This is a genomic window from Arsenicicoccus piscis (assembly GCF_022568835.1).
Classification (GTDB): Bacteria; Actinomycetota; Actinomycetes; order Actinomycetales; family Dermatophilaceae; genus Arsenicicoccus; species Arsenicicoccus piscis.
This window is the reverse complement of the sequence record NZ_JAKZHV010000005.1, coordinates 246267-267916: the sequence shown is the minus strand read 5'-3', so window position 1 is coordinate 267916 and position 21650 is coordinate 246267. Positions and strand designations below refer to the sequence as shown.

The window sequence follows — 21650 nt, the reverse complement described above, 5'->3', positions numbered from 1 at the left end:
CCATGGGACCCCACCTGACCGCCTTCGCCGAGGCGATGCCCTTCCCGCTGGACGAGTTCCAGATCCTCGGCTGCGAGGCGGTCGAGGACGGCCGGGGCGTGCTCGTCGCTGCCCCGACCGGCGCCGGCAAGACGGTGGTGGGGGAGTTCGGCGTCCACCTGGCCCTGCAGACCGGGCGCAAGGCCTTCTACACCACGCCGATCAAGGCCCTGTCGAACCAGAAGTACCACGACCTGGTCCGCCGCCACGGCGCCGACCAGGTCGGCCTGCTCACCGGTGACGCCAGCATCAACGGCGACGCGCCCGTGGTCGTGATGACGACCGAGGTGCTGCGCAACATGCTCTACGGCAGCTCCACCACGCTCGGCGGGCTGGGCTTCGTCGTGATGGACGAGGTGCACTACCTCGCCGACCGGTTCCGCGGCGCCGTGTGGGAGGAAGTCATCATCCACCTGCCCGAGCACGTGCAGGTCATCTCGCTGTCGGCGACCGTGAGCAACGCCGAGGAGTTCGGCGCCTGGCTGAGCGCCGTGCGCGGCAACACCACCGTGGTCGTGTCCGAGGACCGCCCGGTGCCGCTGTGGCAGCACATGATGGTGGGCCGGGACCTGTTCGACCTGTTCGTCGACGACGGGCTGGGCATCCTCGCCGAGCACGGCGACGCGCCCGCGGGCCAGAGCGTGCAGGTCAACCCCGAGCTGCTCGACCGGATCCGCGAGGTCGACCACTTCCGGCACTCCCGGGGCTACGACCGCTCGCCGAGCTTCGACCGGCGCGGCCGGGAGCGCAGTCGAGGCGGTCGGGGTGGCGACCGAGGCGATCGCGGCGATCGGGGTGGCGACCGGCCCGCGGGACGGCCGGCCGGTGCTGGAGGCGGACGTCCGGGCGGGGCTGCGACCCGCGCCGAGGTCATCGCCCGGCTCGAGCGCGAGGGCCTGCTGCCGGCCATCACGTTCATCTTCTCGCGGGCCGGCTGCGAGGCCGCGGTCGGTCAGCTGCTCGCCCAGGACGTGCGCCTGATCAGCCCGACCGAGGGCGCGCGCAACCGGCGCCGCGCGGAGGAGCGGCTCGCGGGCGTCGACCTGCGTGACCTCGGCGTGCTCGGCTACCACGACTTCGTCGAGGGGCTCAGCCGCGGATTCGCGGCGCACCACGCCGGCATGCTGCCGACCTTCCGCGAGATCGTCGAGGAGCTCTTCACCGAGGGCCGGGTCCAGGCCGTCTTCGCGACCGAGACCCTCGCGCTCGGCATCAACATGCCGGCACGCACGGTCGTCCTCGAGAAGCTGGTGAAGTTCAACGGCGACAGCCACGTAGACCTCACCCCGGCGGAGTACACCCAGCTCACCGGCCGTGCGGGCCGGCGCGGGATCGACATCGAGGGGCACGCCGTCGTCGTCTGGTCCCGTGGGCTCGACCCGGTGGCCGTCGGCGGTCTCGCGAGCACCCGCACCTACCCGCTCAACTCGAGCTTCCGCCCGACCTACAACATGGCCGTCAACCTGGTCGACCGGGTCGGGCGCGACGCGGCCCGCGAGATCCTGCAGAGCTCGTTCGCCCAGTTCCAGGCCGACCGCGGAGCCGTCGGGCTCGCCGCCCAGCTCAAGCGCCAGGAGGAGGGCCTCGAGGGCTACGCCCAGGCGATGGAGTGTCATCTCGGCGACTTCCCCGAGTACGCCCGGATCCGCGGCGAGCTGAGCCACGCGGAGAAGGAGGCCGCCAAGGACCGCCAGACCGCCCGGCGCGCCGACATCGAGGCGAGCCTCTCGGCGCTCAAGCCCGGTGACGTCGTCGTCGTGCCGGACGGTCGTCGCGAGGGGATGGCCGTGGTCATCGGTGCCAACAAGGGCGGCCGCCAGGCGCCGGTCAGCCCCGCGATCCTCGACAGCGACGGTCGGGTGCGGCGCCTCACGACCCACGACGTCCGCGCCGCCGTCACGCCCGTCACCCGGCTCGACCTGCCCCGCAGCTTCAACCCCAAGAACGCCAAGTCGCGGCGCGACCTCGCTGCCACGATGCGGGCGAAGGTGCCGTTCGAGCCGCCGCGGGGTCGCGAGTCGAGTGCCGAGACCGCGCCCGCACCGGCGGGGGCTGGCCCGCGGGCCGCGCTCAAGGCCCAGCAGCGTCGCATCGACGAGCTGCGCCGCGAGCTCAAGGCGCACCCCTGCCACCAGTGCCCCGACCGTGAGCACCACGCCCGGTGGGCCGAGCGCTGGTGGAAGGCCGAGCGCGAGGCCCGTCGGCTGCGCCGCGCCATGGATCAGCGCACCAACTCGGTGGCGCGCCAGTTCGACCAGATCTGCTCGTTGCTCAGCGACCTGGGCTACCTCAACCCCGCGGGCACCGAGGTGACGCCCGCCGGGCGACTGCTGCAGCGGATCTACACCGAGAAGGACCTGCTCACGGCCGAGTGTCTCAACCACGCGCTGTGGGCCCGGCTGGACGCCCCGAGCCTCGCCGCCGTGGTGTCCGCGCTGGTCCACGAGCCGCGCGGGCGCGAGGACGGAAGTGCCGAGCCGCGGCTGCCCAACGAGGACGTGGCCGAGGCGTTCCGCCAGATGGTGCGGCTGTGGTCGACCATCGAGGACCTCGAGGACGCCCGCAAGCTGCCGTCCACCGGTGCCCCCGAGAGCGGCATGCTGTGGATGACCCATCGCTGGGCGGCCGGACAGAGCCTCGACGTGGTGCTGCGCGACAGCGACATGGCGGCCGGCGACTTCGTGCGGCGGTGCAAGCAGATCGTCGACCTGCTCGGTCAGATCGCCGTCTCCGCGCCGCAACCGGCGCTGCAGGCCACCGCGCGCCGCGCGATGGACGCCGTCAACCGAGGCGTGGTGGCGGCCGACCAGCTCGACTGACGTTTGGGGGGCGACAAGGGCCAATCCCGCACAAGGTGGCAGGCAAGGGCCGCTACGCTGCCAACCGCCGCGCAATAAACCCCCGTGTCCAAGAACCGGGGGGAAGGCCCGACCCTGGCGAGACGTGCCGCAGTCTCGGGACTGACGAACGACCTTGTCGACGTGGTCCACGTGCCGTAGTACGTGTAGATCTGCCCGTAGTGGATGGCCCCAACCCCCGCCTCCACGAAGTCCGTTTTTGGCATGCCGTGTCCACGCACCAGCCGGCCCACCTCAGCAAACGTCTTCCGCTCGACGCCACCGGGGCACAGGCGGGCAATGAGCTCATCTATACGGCTCATGCATTCGCTCCCTCGAGATCGGCGACGATCGCGTCGATCTTGGTCCGGAGCTCGGCCTGCCGGGCGACGATCCGGGCGATCTCCGCATTCAACTCGACGATGTCGATCGCCTCGGTCGTGTCCTCGGGGACTATCCGATTATCGGTGTAAGTGGCGTTTTCGTTACTGGTGGGTGCTGGCCGCGGGCATGCGGTCAGCGAAGGTGACGGCGAACGCGTTCAACGCTGGCTTCCAGCGCATCCCCCAGCGGGTCTGGCCGGTGCCCTTGGGGTCCAACGATCTCACGGTCAGGTAGAGCGTCTTCAACGCGGCCTGCTCGTTCGGGAAGTGACCGCGGGCCCTCACCGCCCTGCGGAACCTGGCATTGAGACTCTCGATCGCGTTCGTGGAACAGAGAACTTTGCGGATCTCGACGTCGTAGTCCAGGAACGGGATGAACTCGGTCCAGGCGTTGCGCCAGAGCCTGATCATCGCGGGGTAGGCCTTGCCCCACTTCTCGGCGAACTGTTCGAACGCCCGCTCCGCATCGGCCGGGGTGGATGCTTCGTAAACGGGCCTGAGGTTGGCGGCGATCTCGGGCCAGTGCCGCTTCGAGGCATAGCTGAAGCTGTTGCGCAGCAGGTGGATGATGCAGGTCTGGACCTTCGCGGCGGGGAACACGGACCCGATGCTGTCGGGCAGGCCCTTCAACCCGTCGCAGACCATGAAGAACACGTCCTTGACGCCTCGGTTCTTCAACTCGGTCAGGCAGGCAAACCAGAACTTCGCCGACTCCCCATCGCCCTGCCCGGGCCAGATCCCCAGAATGTCCTTGTGCCCGTCGAGGTCGACACCGATCGCGGCGTAGTAGGGCTGGTTACGGACCTGCCCATCCCTGACCTTGACCACGATCGCGTCGATGAAGACCGCCGCGTAGATCGGCTCCAACGGGCGGGCCATCCACGTGTTCATCTCGTCGACGACGCGGTCGGTGATCCGGCTGATCGTGTCCTTCGACACCGAGGTCCCGTAGACCTCCGCGAAGTGGGCAGCGATCTCCCCAGTCGTCAGGCCCTTCGCGAACAGCGACAGCACCATGGCGTCCATGTCCGACAACCGGCGTTGGCGCTTGGTGACCAACTGTGGCTCGAACGTGCCATTGCGATCCCGCGGCACCCGGATGTTGACGGCACCGACGTTGTCGGTGATCACCGTCTTCGAGCGGGTGCCGTTGCGGGAGTTGCCCGACCCGCGACCGACGGGATCATGCTTGTCATAGCCCAGGTGCTCGTTGAGTTCTTCGTCGAGGGCTGCTTCGACGATCTGCGCCGTGAGGGTCTTGAGGAGGCCGTCGGGGCCGGTCAGGGCGATACCGGCGTCCTTGGCCTGGCGCACCATCTGCGCGACGGCTTCACGCTGAGCCTTGTCCAGCTCGGCCGGCTCATCCTGCGGTGGTGGTGGGTTTGGGGTCACAGTCTCCAGTCTGGCCGACTCCACGGCCTCCGCACTGCTGCTGGTGGTGGTTGTCTCGGTCATCATGACTCCTCCTGCCCTTGCGGGCGATGGAGCCACTTACACCGTTTCTCGGATACTCCCTGTCCTCGGCCTCGACGTAGGAGGACACGGACAGGTTGTAGACGTTGTCGGCGAGCGCCTCGGCCTCGACGAGCGTGGCGAAGTGCGGAACGTCCTCCCGTGCCGTGAACGCGTCGAGGACTGCCTGCTGGTGACCCTCGGTCAGCTTGATCTTGTTGCCGATGCGGGTGAACTGCTTCGACGCGTCGACGATCGCGGCCGTCCCGTCGACGGCGAGCCAGGACAGGATGTGCATCGTGAAGGCGAGGTCGGCCATGCTCTTCGGCGCGAGAATGCCGGCCGGGGAGAAGCGCGGGTCATTGATGAGGGTCGGGTCGTCGGCGCCCCTCCACTTCGTCGAGTAGGGCGGGTTGGAGACGATGGCCTCGAACGGCACGATGTCCCCATGTGCCGGATCGAGCAGGGTGTCGCCGAGGGCGATGTCGAAGTCCTCGTAGTTGATGTCGTGAAGGAACATGTTGATCCGGGCGAGGTTGTAGGTCGTCAGGTTGATCTCCTGACCGAAGAACCCACGCCGCACGTTGTCCTTACCGAGGACCTTGGCGAACTGGAGCAGGAGGCTGCCGGACCCGCATGCCGGGTCGTAGACCCCGTTGACCGACGTCTTGCCGACGACCGTGATCCGTGCGAGCAGCTCGCTCACCTCTTGAGGCGTGAAGAACTCGCCACCGGACTTGCCGGCGCTGCTCGCGTACATCGTCATGAGGTATTCGTAGGCGTCGCCGAACGCGTCGATCGTGTTGTCGGCGAAGGTGCCGAGCTTGAGGTCGCCGATCGCGTCGAGGAGCTTGACGAGCTGCTCGTTGCGGCGGGCCACCGTCGGACCGAGCTTGTTGCTGACGTCGAGCTCGTCGAAGAGGCCCTTGAGGTCGTCCTCGCTGCCGGTCCCGACGGCCGACCCCTCGATGTTGCGGAAGACACGCGCGAGCGTCTCGTTGAGGTCGGCGTCCCCGCGCGCGCGTCGGCGAACGTTCACGAAGAGCTCGCTCGGGAGGATGTAGTAGCCCTTGTCGGAGACCGTGACCTCACGACCGAACTCGGCATCCCCGTCGCCGAGTTCCGCGTAGTCGAAGGCCGCGACACCCGCGGCTCGCTCCATGCCGTTGAGGTAGTCGGTCAGGTGCTCGGAGATGAAGCGGTAGAAGAGCATCCCGAGGACGTAACCCTTGAAGTCCCACCCGTCGACACTGCCGCGCAGGTCATTGGCGATCCGCCAGATCGTCTTGTGGAGCTCGGCCCGCTGCGCTTCCTTGGTCACCCGGCGATCCTGCCCTATGAGGGGGACAGCCGTAGCCAAGCCGCCCGTAGCCGGCTACGGCACTCTTCTGTGCGGACCCGTACATAGGGTGAAGCGCGTGGACGCGGGTAACTGGAAGGCGCGGGTCGCCGACGTGGCCGCCAGCGATCCGCACCTGAAGGCAGTGGTCGAAGCCCACGGCATTCCCGACAAGTGGGCTCGTCCGCCGGGCTTCCCGAGCCTCGTCCTGCTCATCCTCGAGCAGCAGGTCTCGCTCGCCTCTGCCGCGGCAGCATTCGCGCGCGTCGCGGAGACCGCGGGGGCGATCCGTCCCCGGGCGCTCCTCGCCACGACGCCCGAGGCCCTGCGCGCCGCCGGTGTTTCCGGCCAGAAGGACCGCTACCTCCGCGCCCTGTCGCAGGCGGTCCTCGACGGCACCCTCGACATCGACGCCCTCGAGCGACAGGACGACGCCGAGGTCGAGCGACGGCTGACCGCCCTGCCCGGCATCGGCACGTGGACGGCGAATGCCTACCTCCTCGCCTGCCTCGACCGCCCCGACGTGTGGCCGGTCGGGGACCGCGCGCTCCAGGTCGCGGTCGCCGAGAGCCTCGGCCTCGACACCGTCCCGACGGTGAAGGAGCTCGAGGTCATCGGGGAGCGCTGGCGCCCCAACCGATCGACCGCGGCCCGCCTGCTCTGGCACGGCTACCTCGCGCGCCGTGGCCGCCGCGAAACCGTCGTCGACCTCAGCTGATCGCGCAGACGACGCGTGAACCGGAGTTGAATGCCGCTCAGTCGGCGAGGTCCGGTCCGCCGACGACCTGGAGCAGCTGCGCCTCAGCGGCGATGAGGTAGGACTCGAGCTCGGCGAGGCACGCGGCCTCGTCGCCGTCCTCGAGCAGGTCGACGAGCCGCCGGTTGCGGTCCAGGAACGGCTCGTGGAGGGCCTCGCGGTCGGGCAGCCGGAGGAAGGCGAGGCGCAGCTCGGCGAGCAGTCCGTCTAACATCGACGTCAGGTGGACGCTGCCGGCCGCCGCCACGAGGGCTCGATGGAACTCGATGTCCTGGGTCCCGACACTGTGCCAGTCGCCTGACCCGGCGGCCTGCTCGGCGGCCCACACGCACTCGTCGAGCCCCTTGAGCGCCACGACGCCCGAGGGCCCCGCGGTGAGGAGACCCCGGACCCCGAGCGGCTCGACGAGGCGACGCGTCGCGTACATCGCGCGGACGTCGTCGGGCGACACGGTGCGCACGAAGACCCCTTGGTGCAGCGCGTGCTCGACGAGCCGCTCGTGGGCGAGCAGCCGGAAAGCTTCGCGGACCGTGTTGCGCGAGACCTGCAGCGCCGCCGCCAGGTGCTCCTCGCGCAGCTGCGCTCCCGGTGCCAGACGCCCGGCGGAGATCTGCGCTCGCAGGGCCGCGGCCACCGCCTCGGCGGTGCTCTCGCGTCGGGGGAGCGGGGCGAATGCGAGCGCAGCCACTTCTGCCTGTGTCGTCATCGACGTCCCTGCTCCCTCGTGTGTCTGGTCGGTTCTGCGAGCACTCTACCCATCCAGGTGAAGAAATGTAGTCAGATCCTCTTGTTGGATTGCTCAACAATCCGCTACCGTACTGACACTCGCCGACACAGCGCTCGGCCCGGACCCGAGAGGCCCCCCGCATGTCATCGAGCTCCGCCCCCCTGACAGCCCCGGCCACGGACCCGTCGTCCGTCCGCCGCGTCATCGTCGCCAGCCTCGTCGGCACCTCCCTCGAGTGGTACGACTTCTTCATCTACGGCACGGCCTCGGCCCTCGTGTTCAACGAGCTCTTCTTCCCGACCTTCGACCCACTCATCGGAACCCTCCTGTCGTTCTCGACCTTCGCCGTCGGCTTCGTCGCCCGGCCGCTCGGCGGCATCGTCTTCGGCCACTTCGGCGACCGGATCGGCCGCAAGAACGTCCTCGTCGTCACCCTGCTCCTCATGGGCCTTGCAACCTTCGCCATCGGTCTCATGCCGACCTACGACGCGATCGGCTTCTGGGCCCCCGCCCTCCTCGTCCTGCTCCGTTTCCTCCAGGGACTCGGCCTCGGCGGCGAGTGGGGCGGCGCCGTCCTGATGACCCTGGAGAGCGGACACCCCGAGCGACGCGGCCTCAACGCCAGCTGGCCCCAGGTCGGCGTCCCCATCGGTCTCCTGCTCTCCAACGGCGTCCTCGCCCTCATGGGCGCGATCACGACCGACTCGACCTTCCTCAGCTGGGGCTGGCGCGTGCCGTTCCTGCTCTCCGGCATTCTCGTCATCGTCGGCATCTGGATCCGCCGCACGCTCTCCGAGAGCCCGCTGTTCCAGGAGACGAGCGAGGAGGGCGAGGAGTCGCACGCGCCGATCGTCGAGGTCCTCAAGCGCTACCCCAAGCAGGTCCTCCTCGCGATCGGGGCCAGGGTCGGCGTCGACGTCGCGTTCTACACGTTCGTCCTGTTCATCACGACCTATGTCGCGACCTACCTGGAGCTGCCCAAGTCCTACGCGCTGAATGCCGTGCTCATCGCCGCGACCTTCCAGATCTTCGCCATCCCCTACTTCGGGCACCTGTCGGACCGCATCGGCCGACGACCGGTCTACCTCGCGGGAGCCGTCGGCTCGGGGGTCTGGGTCCTCGTCTTCTTCCGCCTGCTCGAGACGGAGAAGTTCGCCTTGATCCTCCTCGCCGCCGTCATCGCACTCATCCTGCACGCAGCGATGTACGGCCCGCAGGCATCGTTCATCTCCGAGATGTTCCCGACCCGGGTCCGCTACACCGGCGCGTCGATGGGCTACCAGCTCGCCGGCATCATCGGCGGCGGCCTCGCGCCGATCATCTCGACCGCCCTCCTCAAGAAGTACGACAGCGCGACCCCGATCATGGTCTACGTCGTGGCGATGCTCGCGATCAGCCTCGTCTGCGTCTTCCTCGCCCCCGAGACGCACAAGGCCGACCTGCACGCCGACCCCGCAGCAGCGGGCGCCGTCCCCGAGAGCGCCTGACCGATGCCGACCGTCGACCTCAACAGCGACCTCGGCGAGGGATTCGGCCGCTGGACCCTCGGCGACGACGAGGCGATGCTCGACCTCGTGACGAGCGCCAACGTCGCCTGCGGGTTCCACGCCGGCGACCCGAGCACCCTGCGGCGGTGCTGCGCCGGAGCGGTCCGCCGCGGCGTCGCGATCGGCGCCCAGGTCGGCTACCGCGACCTCGCCGGCTTCGGGCGCCGGAGCATCGCGATGGACCCCGCTGAGCTCGCCGACGAGGTCGTCTACCAGATCGGCGCCCTCGACGGCCTGGCTCGCGTTGGTGGCGGCCGCGTCGCCTACGTCAAGCCGCACGGCGCCCTCTACAACGACGCGGCCTCCTCGCCCACCGTCGCTCGCGCGGTCGCCGAGGCGGTCCGCGACTACGACCCGACCCTCCCGCTCCTCGGGCTGGCCGGCTCCCACGTCCTCGCCGCCGCCGCGGACGTCGGACTCCGGACCGTCGCGGAGGCATTCGCCGACCGGGCCTACACCGCCGACGGGCTCCTCGTCTCAAGGAGCCAGCCCGGCGCCGTCCTCCACGACGCCGACGAGATCGCCGCGCGCGTCGTCCGACTGATCACCGAGGGGGTCGTCACGGCCGTCGACGGGACCGAGGTCGGGATCAGCGCCGACTCGGTCTGCGTGCACGGTGACACGGACGGTGCCGTCGCGATCGCCCGCGCGGTACGGTCTGCCCTCGACGAGGCGGGCGTGACGGTCCGCCCGTTCGTCCACGGCGACGACTGATGCGCACCATCCCCGCCGGCCACCGCGGGCTGCTCGTCGAATGCGCCGACCTCACCGAGGTCATGGCCCTCCACCGGGTGCTCTCCAGTGACCGCCCGGCCGGGGTCGTCGACCTCGTCCCGGCCGCCCGCACGCTCCTGCTCACCTTCGACGACGCCGTGACCTCCCACGGCCGGCTGACGGCCGCGGCGCAGGACGCCGACCTCGACCTCGACGCCGGCCCCGAAACCGGCAGCGAGGTGTCGATCGCAGTGACCTACGACGGCGAGGACCTCGCCGAGGTCGGTGCACTCACCGGGCTGTCCGCCGAGGAGGTCGTCGCTCGGCACACCGGCGCCGACTACGTCGTCGCGTTCACCGGCTTCGCCCCGGGCTTCGCCTACATCAGCGGCGGCGACCCCGCCCTCGTCGTCCCGCGACGGGACACCCCACGCACCAAGGTCCCAGCCGGATCCGTCGCTCTCGCAGGGGAGTTCACCGGCATCTACCCCCGGCAGGGTCCCGGCGGCTGGCAGCTCCTCGGGCGCACGGACGCGCCCCTGTGGGACCTCGACCGCGACCCGCCCGCGCTGCTCACCCCTGGCACGCGCGTCCGCTTCACGGCGGTCGAACGATGATCGAGGTCCTGCGGACCGGACCGCTGACGACCGTCCAGGACCTCGGCCGCCCCCGCTGGGCGCACCTCGGCGTCGGTCGCTCCGGCGCCGCCGACCGCCCCAGCCTCCGCCTCGCCAACCGGCTCGTCGGCAACCCGGAGAATGCCGCCGCCCTCGAGACGACCTTCGGCGGGCTCTCCATCCGGCTCCTCGACGCCGCGACGATCGCCGTGACCGGCGCACCCGTCCCGGTCACCGTCGACGGCCGCATCCGGGACACCAACGCGCCCCTCGACCTCGCCGCGGGCTCGGTCGTCGAGCTCGGCCTGCCGACCGCCGGAGTCCGCAGCTACCTCGCGGTCCGCGGTGGCGTCGCCGTCCCGGACGTCCTCGGCTCGAGGTCGACCGACCTGCTCGCCCAGCTCGGCCCCGACCGCCTCTCCGCGGGCGACGGCATTCCCATCGGGGCACCCACCGGCGACCGGCCGGGCGTCGACCACGCCCCGGTCCGCCCGCTCCCCGCGGACCCCGTGCTCCACGTGCTGCCCGGCCCGCGCGCCGACTGGTTCACGCCGGAGGCGATGGCCACCCTCGGCAGCGCGACCTACGAGGTCAGCTCGCAGTCCGACCGGGTCGGTGCCCGGCTCACCGGGCCCGCCCTGGAGCGGTCCCGGTCCGGCGAGCTCCTCAGCGAGGGACTTGTCGAAGGCGCGGTCCAGGTCCCCGCCGACGGCCAGCCCGTCGTCTTCCTCGCCGACCACCCGGTGACCGGCGGCTACCCGGTCATCGCCGTCGTCCACCCCGCCGACGTGCCCCTCGCCGCGCAGGCCCGACCCGGCCAGCGGGTGCGCTTCCGCGTGGACCGGTAGCGGGCCCGTCCACGCCCGGCTCGCACCCCTCGCGGACCCGCCCTGCACGGCCCTAGCCTCGATCCTTCACGACTGATGGGTCGACACGCGTCCTGAATGCACCAAAGTGCCTGTCCTGCAACGGAATACTTGGACTTGCGACAGTCAAGATCCGTGAGCGGGAAGGCACCTGGTAAGTGAAGAGTACAGCGTGGTCGGCGGGGTTGTCCGTGAGCGGCGACGGGACGGGCGTCGATGCCACGATTGTCATCGCCCACTTGGAGAAGGAGCAGGCGGCGCGGACGTTCAAGAAGACGTTCGGGTACCACCCGATCGCGGTCTGGTGCGACAACACCCACGAGCTGCTCGACTGGCTCACCGGGCTGAACACCGCCGCCGTCCACGGCAAACGGGGCCGGTCGGTGGAGTACTCGGTGGGGTTCGCGGTCACCGAGACCGTCCGCGACGCCATCGGGCAGGTGCCCACGAGGGCGTGGGTGCCGGCGATCGACGCCGACGGCGACCCGCGGGTGCACGCCGACGTCGCCGAGATCACCGCGCTGCTCCCGGACACCCTGCGGGAGAAGTGGCCCACGGCCATGCGGGTCATCGTCCGCCGCGAACACCCCCACCCCGGCGCCCAGCTGCCCGTCTTCGAGGAACGCGACGGGTGGCGCTACCAGGCGTTCGCGACGAACACGACCACCGGGCAGGTCGCCTTCCTCGAAGCGCGGCACCGCGCCCACGCCCGCGTCGAAGACCGGATCCGGGTCGCCAAGGACACCGGCCTGGGCCGGTTCCCCTCCCGCGAATACGGCATCAACCACGCCTGGCTCGCGCTCGTCGCGGTCGCCGCCGACCTGCTCGCCTGGCTCCGGCTCCTCGCCCTCCCCGCGGCGTTGAAGAACTGCGAACCCAAAGCCTTGCGGTACCGGTTCCTGCACGTCCCCGCCCGGCTCACCAGGGGCCCCCGACAACGCCGGCTCCGGCTCCCGGCGACGTGGCCCTGGGTCACCGACGCCGTCGCGACGTTCACCGCCGTCATGGCCATCCCAATGCTCACCTGACAGCCCCGAGCACGTGCCCGACCGCCCCACCAGGACCCTCGGAAACCCGCACCGCAGCGCCACGCGGCCATCCCGCACGCCCCGAAACCCGTTCAACCACAGGCCAGCCCGACCCGGCCGTCAGCCAGCCCAGTCACACCCTCATGAAAGACGGAGGCTAGACGCGGACCCGGCACGCTTCGACGGCGTCGCCATGCTCGGGGTCGATGAGCATGTGTGGCACCACGTCGACCAGCGCGTGCGGGGACCGAAGATGCTCACTGGGGTGGTCGACCTGACCCGCGACGAGCACGGCACCGTGCACGCCCGCCTGCTGGACCTGGTCCCGGGCCGGTCCGGGACCGTGTACAACGACTGGCTCGACCAGCGCAGCGAGGCCTTCCGCGCCGGCGTGCAGGTCGCGACGCTGGACCCCTTCCACGGGTGAAAGAACGCGATCAGCGAACACCTCGCCGACGCCGTCGCCGTGGTCGACGCCTTTCACGTCGTCACGCTCGCCACCGGCTGCATGGACGACGTGCGCCGCCGCGTCCAGCAAGACACCCTGGGCCACCGCGGGAGGAAGGGGGACCCCCTGTATGGGATCCGCACCATCTTGCGCGCGGGGGTCGAGAACCTCACCGACAAGCAGCACGCCCGTCTGACCAGCGCGTTCGCCGCTCACGACGCACACGTCGAGGTCGAGCTCGCCTGGCAGGTCGCCCAAGACGTGCCAGCCGTGTTCCACGCCGACACGCCCTGCTCGCGTCGCATCTGAGGGTGGCATCGTCGAACGCAGCCGCGAAGGCCGCCGGTGTGATCGGCGGAATGCTGGCCGGTGCGGACAGCATCGATGACCTGGATGTGCTGCGCCACGGCGGCATGCGCAAGGTGATCGGTGGGGTCCGGGCGCCCTCGACGTATGGCACGTTCCTGCGCGCGTTCACCTTCGGTCATGTGCGCCGGTGATCGCCGCGGCGAGGTTGCGCCGGGGCAACACCGTGTCCGGGCAGGGTGCCGCGCGCCTGATCGGTGACGCCGTCGCCGCGGCCCGGGCGGCCGGGGCGAGCGGGCAGGTGATGGTGCGGGCTGACTCGGCCTACTATCGCCAGGACGTGATCGCGGCGATCGTCAAGGCCAAGGCGCAGTTCAGCGTGACCGCGCGGATGAATCCTGCTGTCACGAAAGCGATCACGGCCATCGATGACAGCGCGTGGACCACGATCAAGTACCCCCGCGCCATCTGGGACGAGGACGAGAACCGGTGGGTGTCCGAGGCGCAGGTCGCTCAGACGTGGTTCACCGCGTTCACCTCCCACCCCAAGGCTCGACAGGTGACCTGCCGGCTCGTGGTGCGCCGGGTAGCCCGGCTCAACCCCGCCACCGCGGTCGCCGGGCAGGGCGAGCTGTTCACCACGCGGCGGCATCACGCGTTCGCCACGAACTCGACCCTGACCGTCGTGGACGCCGATGCCACCCACCGCGACCACGCGATCGTCGAACAAGTCATCGCCGAGCTCAAGGACGGACCGCTCGCGCACGCCCCGTCAGGAAAGTGCCACGCGAACGCGGCCTGGCTCGCCCTGGCACGCCTGGCGTTCAAGCTGCTCCGCGCGGCCGGCGCCGCCGCGTCCGCGCGGCACGCGAAAGCCCGATGGGCGACCCTGCGCACCCACCTGGTCGCGGTCCCGGCCAGGATCGCGTCCTCGGCCAGAAGACTCGTGCTGCACCTACCGACCCACTGGCCCTGGCGACCGCGTGGCAAGACCTGTGGGACATCGCGACCACCACCTGACCACCCGCCGCGACCAGCAGGCCCCGAGGCACGACCAGACGTGGAAGAGCCGGACACACCGGCCGATACCCCACGCACGCCGACCGAAGACCCCCCTCACATCCGCGAAGAAAACCCTCGACGCTCACCCACGAAACAGCGTCGGTGGATCAGGGCTGAGGGTGTCAGTCGATGCCCAGGGCGGTGAGCAGCCGGTCTACGCTCGACGCCGCGCCGAAGCGGGTGGCGACGTCGGACAGCAGCCGCGGGTCCGCGACGGCGGTGGGCACGGCCAGGTCGGCAGGTTCTACGGGCAGCGGTGCGTCCTGCGCGACCTGGACGACCACGGGGGCGACGTCGAGGTAGGACGCGGCCGCCTCCAGGTTGCGGCGCCGAGCGCCCTTGATCCGCGGGTCCCCGCCGTCGACGGCCGCGCGCAGCCCGGCGAGGTCGCCGAACTCGGCGATCAGCGCGGCAGCGGTCTTCTCCCCGACGCCGGTCACGCCCGGGAGCCCGTCGCTGGTGTCCCCGCGCAGGGTCGCCATGTCGGCGTAGGCACGACCGGTCGGCACGGCGTACTTGGTCTGCAGGAAGGTCTGGTCGACCACGTCCGCGTCGCGCACCCCGCCCCGCGCCGTGTAGAGCACCCGGACCCCGGCCGCGTCGTCGACGACCTGGAACAGGTCGCGGTCGCCGGTCACCACGTCGATCGGCAGCTGCCCGCGGAAGCGCGCCACGAGCGTGCCTATGACGTCGTCGGCCTCGTAGCCCGCCGCCCCCAGCCGGGCGATGCCGAGCCCCGAGAGCACGTCGACGATGGCGGGGACCTGCGGCGCGAGGTCGTCCGGCGTGTCCTCGGCCTCGACCGACCCGTCCGCAAGCCGGTGCGTCTTGTACGTCGGGATCGCGTCGACCCGGAAGGCCGGACGCCAGTCGTCGTCCCAGCACGCCACCAGGTGGGTGGGCCGGTGGGCCAGCACCAGGGTCGCGATCATGTCGAGGAAGCCCCGCAGGGCGTTGGACGGGGGAGCGGCCGCGTCCTTGCGCACGTCCGGCACGCCGTAGAACGCTCGGTAGTAGAGCGAGGCCGCGTCGAGCAGCAGCAGCTTGCGCGGCTGGTCCGGTCGCGATGACTCGTGCGCAGGCAGGTCCGAGGGCATAGGGGGAGCGTAGTGCGGCCGCCGCGCCCCGTGCCGAAGGCCAGTCCGAGGGATCGGCGGGCCCGTTCACCCGTTCGGCACTACCCTGGGACAGGTGGAAGCCATGGACGAGCAGATCGTGGAGCTGTTGAGCAAGGACGGTCGGATGAGCTACACCGACCTCGGCAAGGCCACGGGGCTGTCGACGTCCGCGATCCACCAGCGGGTGCGACGGCTGGAGGAGCGCCAGGTGATCACGGGCTACCGCGCCGTGGTCGACCCCGAGCAGGCCGGTCTACCGCTGGCTGCGTTCATCGCGATCGCCCCCCTCGACGAGTCCGCCCCCGACGACATCCCTGACCGGCTGCGGCACGTCCGCGCGATCGAGGCGTGCCACTCGGTGGCCGGCGACATGAGCTATCTGCTCAAGGTGCGGGTGGCGTCGCCGCTCGCGCTCGAGGAGCTGATCGGCGAGATCCGCACCGTGGCCCGCGTCTCGACCCGCACCACCGTCGTGCTCTCCACGCCGTGGGAGTCTCGGTCGACCTGGTGAGGGTCAGGTGCTGAGGATCAGGGCCGTGCGATGGGCGCGCAGCGTCCGCGGGTGACGGCCAGCAGGTCGGTGGGGGAGAGCTCGACGTCGAAGCCACGTCGGCCGCCGGAGACGAGGATCGTCTCGAATCGCTCGGCGGAGCCGTCGAGCACGGTCGGCAGTGTTGTGCGTTGACCGATCGGGCTGATGCCTCCCACGACGTAGCCCGAGCTCCGCTCGGCGTCCGCCGGCCTGGCCATGGCGACCTTCTTCACGCCGAGGGCGGCGGCCAGCGCCCTGAGGTCGAGCTGGTGGTCGACCGGGACGATGCCGACCGCGAGACCCGAGCCGGTGTCTACGAGCAGGGTCTTGAAGACCCGCTCCGGCGCCACACCCAGCGCGGCCGCTGCCTCCATCCCGTAGGACGCGGCGTGCGGGTCGTGCTCGTAGGCGCGAGCGGTGTAGCCGATGCCGGCGCGCGCCAGCGCCACGGTGGCTGGGGTGGACGGACCGCTGCCGCCGTACTTCTTTCCCACGCCGCGAGCGTACGGCCCGAGCGCGCAGCGGTGCGGTGCCGGGTCTACGCGTGGACCGGGACCGGCCGGTCGGGAGCCAGCTCCGGCGACTCCGCGTCGGCGGCCGCCTGCTCTCGCCACCAGCGCCGACCGTCCGGCGGGAGGCTCGAGATCGGGTCGTAGTAGACGTACGAGCGGTCGAGCGCGGTGTCGAAGCCGTCCTCGATCGGCGTCAGATAGTTCTTGCGCCACAACGAGATTCCGCGCTCGCGGTCGTAGGACTCGGCCTGGTGCACCCAGCGCTTGCCGACGAACGGCACGTCGCACACGATCCGCGGGGTCGCGAAACCGGGCAGGTAGCCGAGGATCGCGTGCTGCAGCTCCTGCGCCTCGGCCAGCGACAGCCGCCAGTGCTCGGAGCTGGGGATCATGTCGCACATGTAGAAGTAGTAGGGGTTGATCGACGCCCCGTCGAGCAGCCCGAAGCAGAGGTCGAGCAGGTCCTTGGGCGTGTCGTTGACGCCGCGCATCAGGACGCCCTGGTTGCGGATGTTGCGCACCCCGGCGTCGAGCAGGCCGCGAGAGGCGCGCGCCACCGCCGGGGTCAGCGAGCTGACGTGGTTGACGTGGGTGTGGAAGGCGAGCCCCACGCCGCGCGAGCGGGCGGTGAGCGCGACGCGGCCGACGCCCTCGACGACGTCCGGCTGCGTCCAGTGCTGCGGTAGACCCATCAGCGCCTTCGTGGCCAGCCGGATGTCCCGGATGTTGTCGATCTCGAGCAGCCGCATGACGAACGACTCGAGGTGGCGCCACGGCAGGTTGGCCACGTCCCCGCCGGAGACGACCACGTCACGCACCTGGGGCGTGGCCTTGAGGTAGTCGATCATCGCGTCGAGGCGTCCGTCGGGACGCCCGGCCAGCCGCAGCTTGGTGACCTGCGGGGTCGAGTTGCCGACGAGGTCCATCCGCGTGCAGTGCCCGCAGTACTGCGGGCAGGTCGCGAGCAGCTCGGCGAGCACCTTGGTGGGGTAGCGGTGGGTAAGCCCCTCCGTCACCCACATGTCGTGCTCGTGCAGGGAGTCGCGGGTGGCGTGCGGGTGCGACGGCCAGTCCGGGTCGCGGTCGGAGAAGACCGGCAGCATGTAGCGCCGGACCGGGTCGGCGAGGAACGCACGCGTGAACTCGACTCCTGCAGAAGGCATCTCGCCGTCGGTGGCGCCGACCATCGTGTTGAGCATCTGCGGCGGCAGCAGCATCGACATGGTCGCGCGCTCCGTGCGGTCGCGCTCCAGGTCGTCGTAGAACTCGTCGGTGAGCAGGTCGCCCATGACGGCCCGCAGCTGGGCCGGGTTCTTCACGCAGCTGGTGCGCTGCCACTGGGCGCTTGACCACTGCTCGGCGGTGACGTCTCGGTAGCCGGGCAGCCGCGTCCAGTCCGGCTCGACGAGGGCGCGCCGCTGGTAGGCGTAGGGCTGAGAGATCGCTGCCATGGCGCCACCGTAGCGCCGATCCTTGCGTATGGCTAGGATAAGACCGCAAGATCCACAGCGTCGTGGTCACATCACGGGAGGATGCTCATGGTCTCTGGTCCGCGCTCGCCGCTCGGCCTGCACCGGGTGGTGGCGACACCGGGGGAGCCGACCCGCCTCCCGCAGGCCGCGTGGCGCCTCGACCCCGACCCGGCGATCGGGCCCGACGAGGTGCGCGTGGACGTCGAGCGGCTCAACCTGGACGCGGCGTCCTTCCGCCAGCTGCGCGAGCAGCACGGCACGGGTGACGCCGTGCGCGAGGCGGTGCTCGCGATCGTGGCCGAGCGCGGCAAGATGCAGAACCCGGTCACCGGCTCCGGCGGCATGCTCGTCGGGACGGTCGCCGAGGTCGGGCCGCAGTCGACGACCGGGCTGCGCGTGGGTGACCGGGTCGCCACCCTGGTGTCCCTCTCGCTGACGCCGCTGCACCTCACCGACGGGTTGTCGCGGTGGGACGGCACGTCCGAGCGGATCCCCGCGCAGGGACACGCGATCCTCTTCGGTCGGACCATCGCTGCGCGGCTCCCCGAGGATCTCGATCCCGCTCTCGCGCTGATGGTCATGGACGTCTGCGGCGCACCAGCGTTGGTGCGCAGGGTGATTCGCGAGCATCGAGTGCTGACGGGTGTGGATCCTTCCGTGCTCGTGCTCGGTGGCGCCGGCAAGTCCGGCTCGCTGTGCCTGGCCATGGCGCGTGCCGAGCGCTCGCCCCGGGTCGTCGCCGTCGTCCGCGACGACACCGAGGCCCAGGCCGTAGACCGTGCCGCTCTCGCCACGCACGTGGTCGTCGCCGACGCCCGTGACCCGCTGGGGCTGACCGCGGCGGTCGACGAGGTCGGGGGACCCGTCGACCTCACCGTGGTCTGCGTGGACGTGCCCGGGTGCGAGCAGCCCGCCATCCTCGTCACCCGCGACGGTGGCACCTGCCTGTTCTTCTCGATGGCCACCAGCTTCTCCGCTGCGGCGCTCGGGGCCGAGGGGCTGGCCGCGGACGTGCGGCTGCTGATGGGCAACGGCTACGTGCCGGGGCACGCCGAGCTGGCGCTGTCGTTGATCCGCGAGAACCCTGGCGTGCGAGGCTTGTTCGACCAGCGGCTGGCGGAGGAGGGCGCGTGAGCACCGGACCAGGCGCACCGTTGCTGCAGCTAGACCCGCGCGCCGTCGCGCGGGCTCGGCAGCTGGCGGCCCGAGCCGGCCGACCCATCGTCGAGCTGGCCCAGGCGCACACCACCGCGTCGGTCGAGCGGGCCACCCTGCGGCTCGCCGGCCTGAGCGGCGCCGACCACGAACGGGTCCCGTGGGTCAACCACCTCGTCGACGCCGTGCGCGACGGGGTCGGGCTCGAGCAGTGCGTCTGCGCCCCCGCGTTCGACGCGATCCGGCGTGGTGAGGCCACCGACCTGCTCGACCTGGCCCAGCGCGCCTCCTCCCGGTCGGTGCAGCTGCGCCAGCCGTCCGGGCGCGACCGGTCGGCCGCGCTCACCCTCGCGAGGCGCTCGATCGGCACGGGCATCAAGCGGATCGACCGCAACCGCGCCACCCGGGACCGACTGGTCGCGCGGCTCGGGGACCCGCCCAGCCGCCCCTGGATCTACCTCATCGTGGCGACCGGGGACATCTACGAGGACATGCCGCAGGCGCAGGCCGCCGCCCGTGGGGGAGCAGACGTCGTGGCCGTGATCCGGTCCACCGGGCAGTCTCTGCTGGACTACGTGCCGGAGGGTGCGACCCGCGAGGGCTACGCGGGCACGTATGCGACACAGGAGAACTTCCGGCTGATGCGAGCGGCGCTGGACGACGTGAGCAAGGAGGTCGGGCGCTACGTGCGGCTCACCAACTACGCGTCCGGTCTGTGCATGCCCGAGATCGCCACGCTGGCGGGCCTGGAGCGGCTTGACATGATGCTCAACGACTCGATGTACGGCATCCTCTTCCGCGACATCAACCCGGTGAGAACGTTTGTGGATCAACGCTTCTCGCGACAGATTCACGCGCGGGCGGGCATCATCATCAACACCGGCGAGGACAACTACCTCACCACCGCCGACGCCGTCGAGGCGGCGCACACGGTCACCGTGAGCCAGCTGCTCAACGAGTACTTCGCCAAGGAGGCCGGGCTCGCCGACTGGCAGCTCGGGCTCGGTCACGCCTTCGAGATCAATCCCGATGTGCCGCAGTCGTTCCGGTTGGAGGTGGCGCACGCACTGCTCGCCCGCACGCTCTTCCCCGACGCGCCGCTGAAGTGGATGCCGCCGACGAAGCACATGACCGGTGACATCTTCCGCGGCTACCTGCTGGACGGCTTCTTCAACCTCGTCGGTGGCCTGACCGGTCAGGGAATCCTGTTGGTAGGCATGATGACCGAGGCCGTGGTCACCCCCTGGCTGTCCGACCGCGACCTGGCCCTGCAGAACGTCCGCTACGCCCTGGACGCCGGCCGCGGGCTGGTCGAGGACTTCCACCCGCCGGTCGACGGGTTCATCCAGCAGCGCTCGCGCCAGGTCCTGGCCGAGGCGATCGAGCTGCTCGACCGGATCGTCGACGACACGCTGCTCGAGGCGATCGCCGACGGCACCTTCGGCCTGATGCGTCGCCCCGCCGACGCCGGCAAGGGTCTCGACGGGGTGGTCCGCAAGGACGACGGCTACGCCAACCCCGCGGTCGAGCTGCTGGAGCCCGACCTGGCCGAGCCGGCCCTGCTCGAGGGGGCCGGATGAGCGACATCGTCCGCCCCTACGGCGACACCTCGGGCGACGGCATGGTCCAGGTGTCCTTCACCCTGCCCATCCCGCACGACAAGCGGGCCGAGGGCGCCGCCGCCCAGCTCGCGGCCAAGATGGGGATCGAGCCCGCCCTCGTCGTGCACGCGAAGGCGATCGGCCCCAGCTACACCTTCTTCGTGGTCTACGGGCCGGTGCACCACCTGGTCGATCTGCGCGAGGTCGCTGTCGTGGAGCGCGAGTTCGCGATGCTGTCGGCCAAGGAGGTCGATAGCGCTATCAAGACCCGGCTGGGCCGGCCGCTCGTCGTGGTCGGTGCCTGCATCGGCACCGACGCGCACACCGTGGGCATCGACGCCATCCTCAACGTCAAGGGGTTCGCCGGCGAGAAGGGCCTCGAGGCCTACGCGCAGCTGCATGTGGTCAACCTCGGTGCCCAGGTGCTCGTCCCCGACCTCGTAGACCGTGCGCTCGCCGAGCGCGCCGACGCCGTCCTCGTCTCCCAGGTGGTCACGCAACGGGACGCCCACCTGCTCAACACCCGCGAGATGGCGGCGGCCTTCCGGGAGGCCTGCCCCGCTGGGGAGGTGCCGCTGCTGGTCGTCGGGGGGCCACGCTTCGACGAGGGCGCGGCGGGCGCGCTCGGCGTCGACCGGGTGTTCGGGCGCGGCACCTCGCCGGCCGAGGTGGCCTCCTACCTCGTCCACGCCCTCGTCAACGAAGGAGCAGCACGATGACCGAGTCCAGCGCCCACGGGTCCACCCCCGAGGTCGGCCTGACGGTGACGCACCGCCGCTACGTGCCGTACTCCCACGCGCACTACGCGGGTGACCTCGTCGACGGCGCCTACGGGCTGGGCCTGTTCGGCGACGTCGCGACCGAGCTGTGCATCCGCACCGACGGCGACGAGGGCCTGTTCGCGTCCTACACGGGCGTGCAGTTCCTGGCCCCGGTGCGCGCCGGCGACTGCGTCGAGGCCGAGGCGCGGCTCGTGCGCGTGGGCCGCCGGTCGCGCGAGGTGACCTTCACCCTGCGGGTCGTGGCACGGTCTACGCCGGAGCGGGGGGTGTCGACGGCCGCCGTCCTCGACCCCCCGATCGTGGCCACCACCGCGACGGGCGTCGTCGTCGTGCCCTGACCGCGTTCGCCCAGGGAG

Annotated in this window: 20 protein-coding genes and 1 pseudogene; 15 read left to right on the top strand and 6 right to left on the bottom strand. The window is 70.8% G+C overall.

All coding sequences use genetic code 11. The annotated features are described in order from the left end of the window. Positions 1-2: 2 nt before the first annotated feature. Positions 3-2858 (top strand): DEAD/DEAH box helicase, encoded by a 2856-nt coding sequence (locus tag MM440_RS11575; RefSeq protein WP_241444438.1) that lies wholly within the window; start codon positions 3-5, stop codon positions 2856-2858. A 503-nt stretch (positions 2859-3361) separates the two neighbouring features. On the opposite strand, the gene MM440_RS11570 is transcribed toward MM440_RS11575, so the two are convergent. Continuing rightward, positions 3362-4717, bottom strand: coding sequence for an IS256 family transposase (locus MM440_RS11570; RefSeq protein WP_277626176.1), 1356 nt, complete (start codon positions 4715-4717; stop codon positions 3362-3364). Continuing rightward, positions 4620-6032, bottom strand: a complete 1413-nt coding sequence (locus MM440_RS11565; protein ID WP_241444437.1) for a type I restriction-modification system subunit M — start codon at positions 6030-6032, stop codon at positions 4620-4622. Before MM440_RS11565 ends, MM440_RS11570 begins: the two co-directional genes overlap by 98 nt. 97 nt (positions 6033-6129) lie before the next feature. Here MM440_RS11565 and MM440_RS11560 point away from each other — a divergent pair, with 97 nt between their 5' ends. Then, positions 6130-6768: a DNA-3-methyladenine glycosylase family protein gene (locus tag MM440_RS11560; protein ID WP_241444436.1), complete on the top strand. Its 639-nt coding sequence runs from the start codon at positions 6130-6132 to the stop codon at positions 6766-6768. A 37-nt stretch (positions 6769-6805) separates the two neighbouring features. Here MM440_RS11560 and MM440_RS11555 read toward each other — a convergent pair whose 3' ends face one another. Next, positions 6806-7513 carry a GntR family transcriptional regulator gene (locus MM440_RS11555; RefSeq protein WP_241444435.1) on the bottom strand — a complete coding sequence of 236 codons (708 nt, stop codon included), beginning with the start codon at positions 7511-7513 and terminating at the stop codon, positions 6806-6808. A gap of 161 nt (positions 7514-7674) precedes the next feature. On the opposite strand from MM440_RS11555, the gene MM440_RS11550 reads away from it, so the two are divergent. The 8 genes and pseudogenes from MM440_RS11550 (at position 7675) to MM440_RS11515 (ending at position 14267) form a co-directional block, all read left to right on the top strand. Next, positions 7675-9021 (top strand): MFS transporter, encoded by a 1347-nt coding sequence (locus tag MM440_RS11550; RefSeq protein WP_241444434.1) that lies wholly within the window; start codon positions 7675-7677, stop codon positions 9019-9021. Between the two features lie 3 nt (positions 9022-9024). Then, positions 9025-9795, top strand: a complete 771-nt coding sequence (locus MM440_RS11545) for a LamB/YcsF family protein (protein WP_241444433.1) — start codon at positions 9025-9027, stop codon at positions 9793-9795. Continuing rightward, positions 9795-10412: a 5-oxoprolinase subunit B family protein gene (locus tag MM440_RS11540; RefSeq protein ID WP_241444432.1), complete on the top strand. Its 618-nt coding sequence runs from the start codon at positions 9795-9797 to the stop codon at positions 10410-10412. The genes MM440_RS11545 and MM440_RS11540 overlap by 1 nt, the downstream gene beginning before the upstream one ends. Then, complete coding sequence (locus tag MM440_RS11535) at positions 10409-11260, top strand: 5-oxoprolinase subunit C family protein (protein WP_241444431.1); 852 nt, start codon at positions 10409-10411, stop codon at positions 11258-11260. Before MM440_RS11540 ends, MM440_RS11535 begins: the two co-directional genes overlap by 4 nt. Positions 11261-11436: 176 nt before the next feature. Further along, entirely contained in the window at positions 11437-12306 is an 870-nt protein-coding gene (locus MM440_RS11530; RefSeq protein WP_241444430.1) for a transposase, read from the top strand. A gap of 157 nt (positions 12307-12463) precedes the next feature. Beyond that, a pseudogene (locus MM440_RS11525) lies at positions 12464-13036 on the top strand (ISL3 family transposase); the annotation flags it as partial. Positions 13037-13065: 29 nt separating this feature from the next. Further along, the gene (locus MM440_RS11520) at positions 13066-13254 is read left to right on the top strand and encodes a hypothetical protein (RefSeq protein WP_241444429.1); all 189 of its coding nucleotides are present in this window, start codon (positions 13066-13068) and stop codon (positions 13252-13254) included. After that, positions 13251-14267: an IS1380 family transposase gene (locus MM440_RS11515; protein ID WP_241444428.1), complete on the top strand. Its 1017-nt coding sequence runs from the start codon at positions 13251-13253 to the stop codon at positions 14265-14267. Before MM440_RS11520 ends, MM440_RS11515 begins: the two co-directional genes overlap by 4 nt. On the opposite strand, the gene MM440_RS11510 is transcribed toward MM440_RS11515, so the two are convergent. Further along, on the bottom strand, positions 14245-15219 hold the full coding sequence (locus MM440_RS11510; protein WP_241444427.1) for a 5'-3' exonuclease: 975 nt from the start codon (positions 15217-15219) through the stop codon (positions 14245-14247). The genes MM440_RS11515 and MM440_RS11510 overlap by 23 nt on opposite strands. Before the next feature lie 103 nt (positions 15220-15322). Between MM440_RS11510 and MM440_RS11505 the strand changes: the two genes are divergently transcribed. Continuing rightward, the gene (locus MM440_RS11505) at positions 15323-15751 is read left to right on the top strand and encodes an Lrp/AsnC family transcriptional regulator (RefSeq protein ID WP_241444465.1); all 429 of its coding nucleotides are present in this window, start codon (positions 15323-15325) and stop codon (positions 15749-15751) included. A 17-nt stretch (positions 15752-15768) separates the two neighbouring features. On the opposite strand, the gene ybaK is transcribed toward MM440_RS11505, so the two are convergent. Beyond that, positions 15769-16266 (bottom strand): Cys-tRNA(Pro) deacylase, encoded by a 498-nt coding sequence (gene ybaK, locus MM440_RS11500; protein ID WP_241444426.1) that lies wholly within the window; start codon positions 16264-16266, stop codon positions 15769-15771. A gap of 44 nt (positions 16267-16310) precedes the next feature. Next, on the bottom strand, positions 16311-17735 hold the full coding sequence (locus MM440_RS11495; RefSeq protein ID WP_241444425.1) for a KamA family radical SAM protein: 1425 nt from the start codon (positions 17733-17735) through the stop codon (positions 16311-16313). Positions 17736-17822: 87 nt separating this feature from the next. Here MM440_RS11495 and kdd point away from each other — a divergent pair, with 87 nt between their 5' ends. From kdd to kal, 4 genes are read left to right on the top strand one after another with little or no spacing between them, the layout of a single operon-like run. Continuing rightward, the gene (gene kdd / locus MM440_RS11490) at positions 17823-18890 is read left to right on the top strand and encodes an L-erythro-3,5-diaminohexanoate dehydrogenase (protein WP_241444424.1); all 1068 of its coding nucleotides are present in this window, start codon (positions 17823-17825) and stop codon (positions 18888-18890) included. After that, positions 18887-20491, top strand: coding sequence for a lysine 5,6-aminomutase subunit alpha (gene kamD / locus MM440_RS11485; RefSeq protein WP_241444423.1), 1605 nt, complete (start codon positions 18887-18889; stop codon positions 20489-20491). The genes kdd and kamD overlap by 4 nt, the downstream gene beginning before the upstream one ends. Then, positions 20488-21231, top strand: coding sequence for a lysine 5,6-aminomutase subunit beta (gene kamE, locus MM440_RS11480; RefSeq protein ID WP_241444422.1), 744 nt, complete (start codon positions 20488-20490; stop codon positions 21229-21231). The genes kamD and kamE overlap by 4 nt, the downstream gene beginning before the upstream one ends. Next, a complete protein-coding gene (gene kal / locus MM440_RS11475) occupies positions 21228-21632 on the top strand; it encodes a 3-aminobutyryl-CoA ammonia lyase (protein ID WP_241444421.1) in 405 nt (134 codons plus the stop codon). Before kamE ends, kal begins: the two co-directional genes overlap by 4 nt. Positions 21633-21650 lie beyond the last annotated feature (18 nt).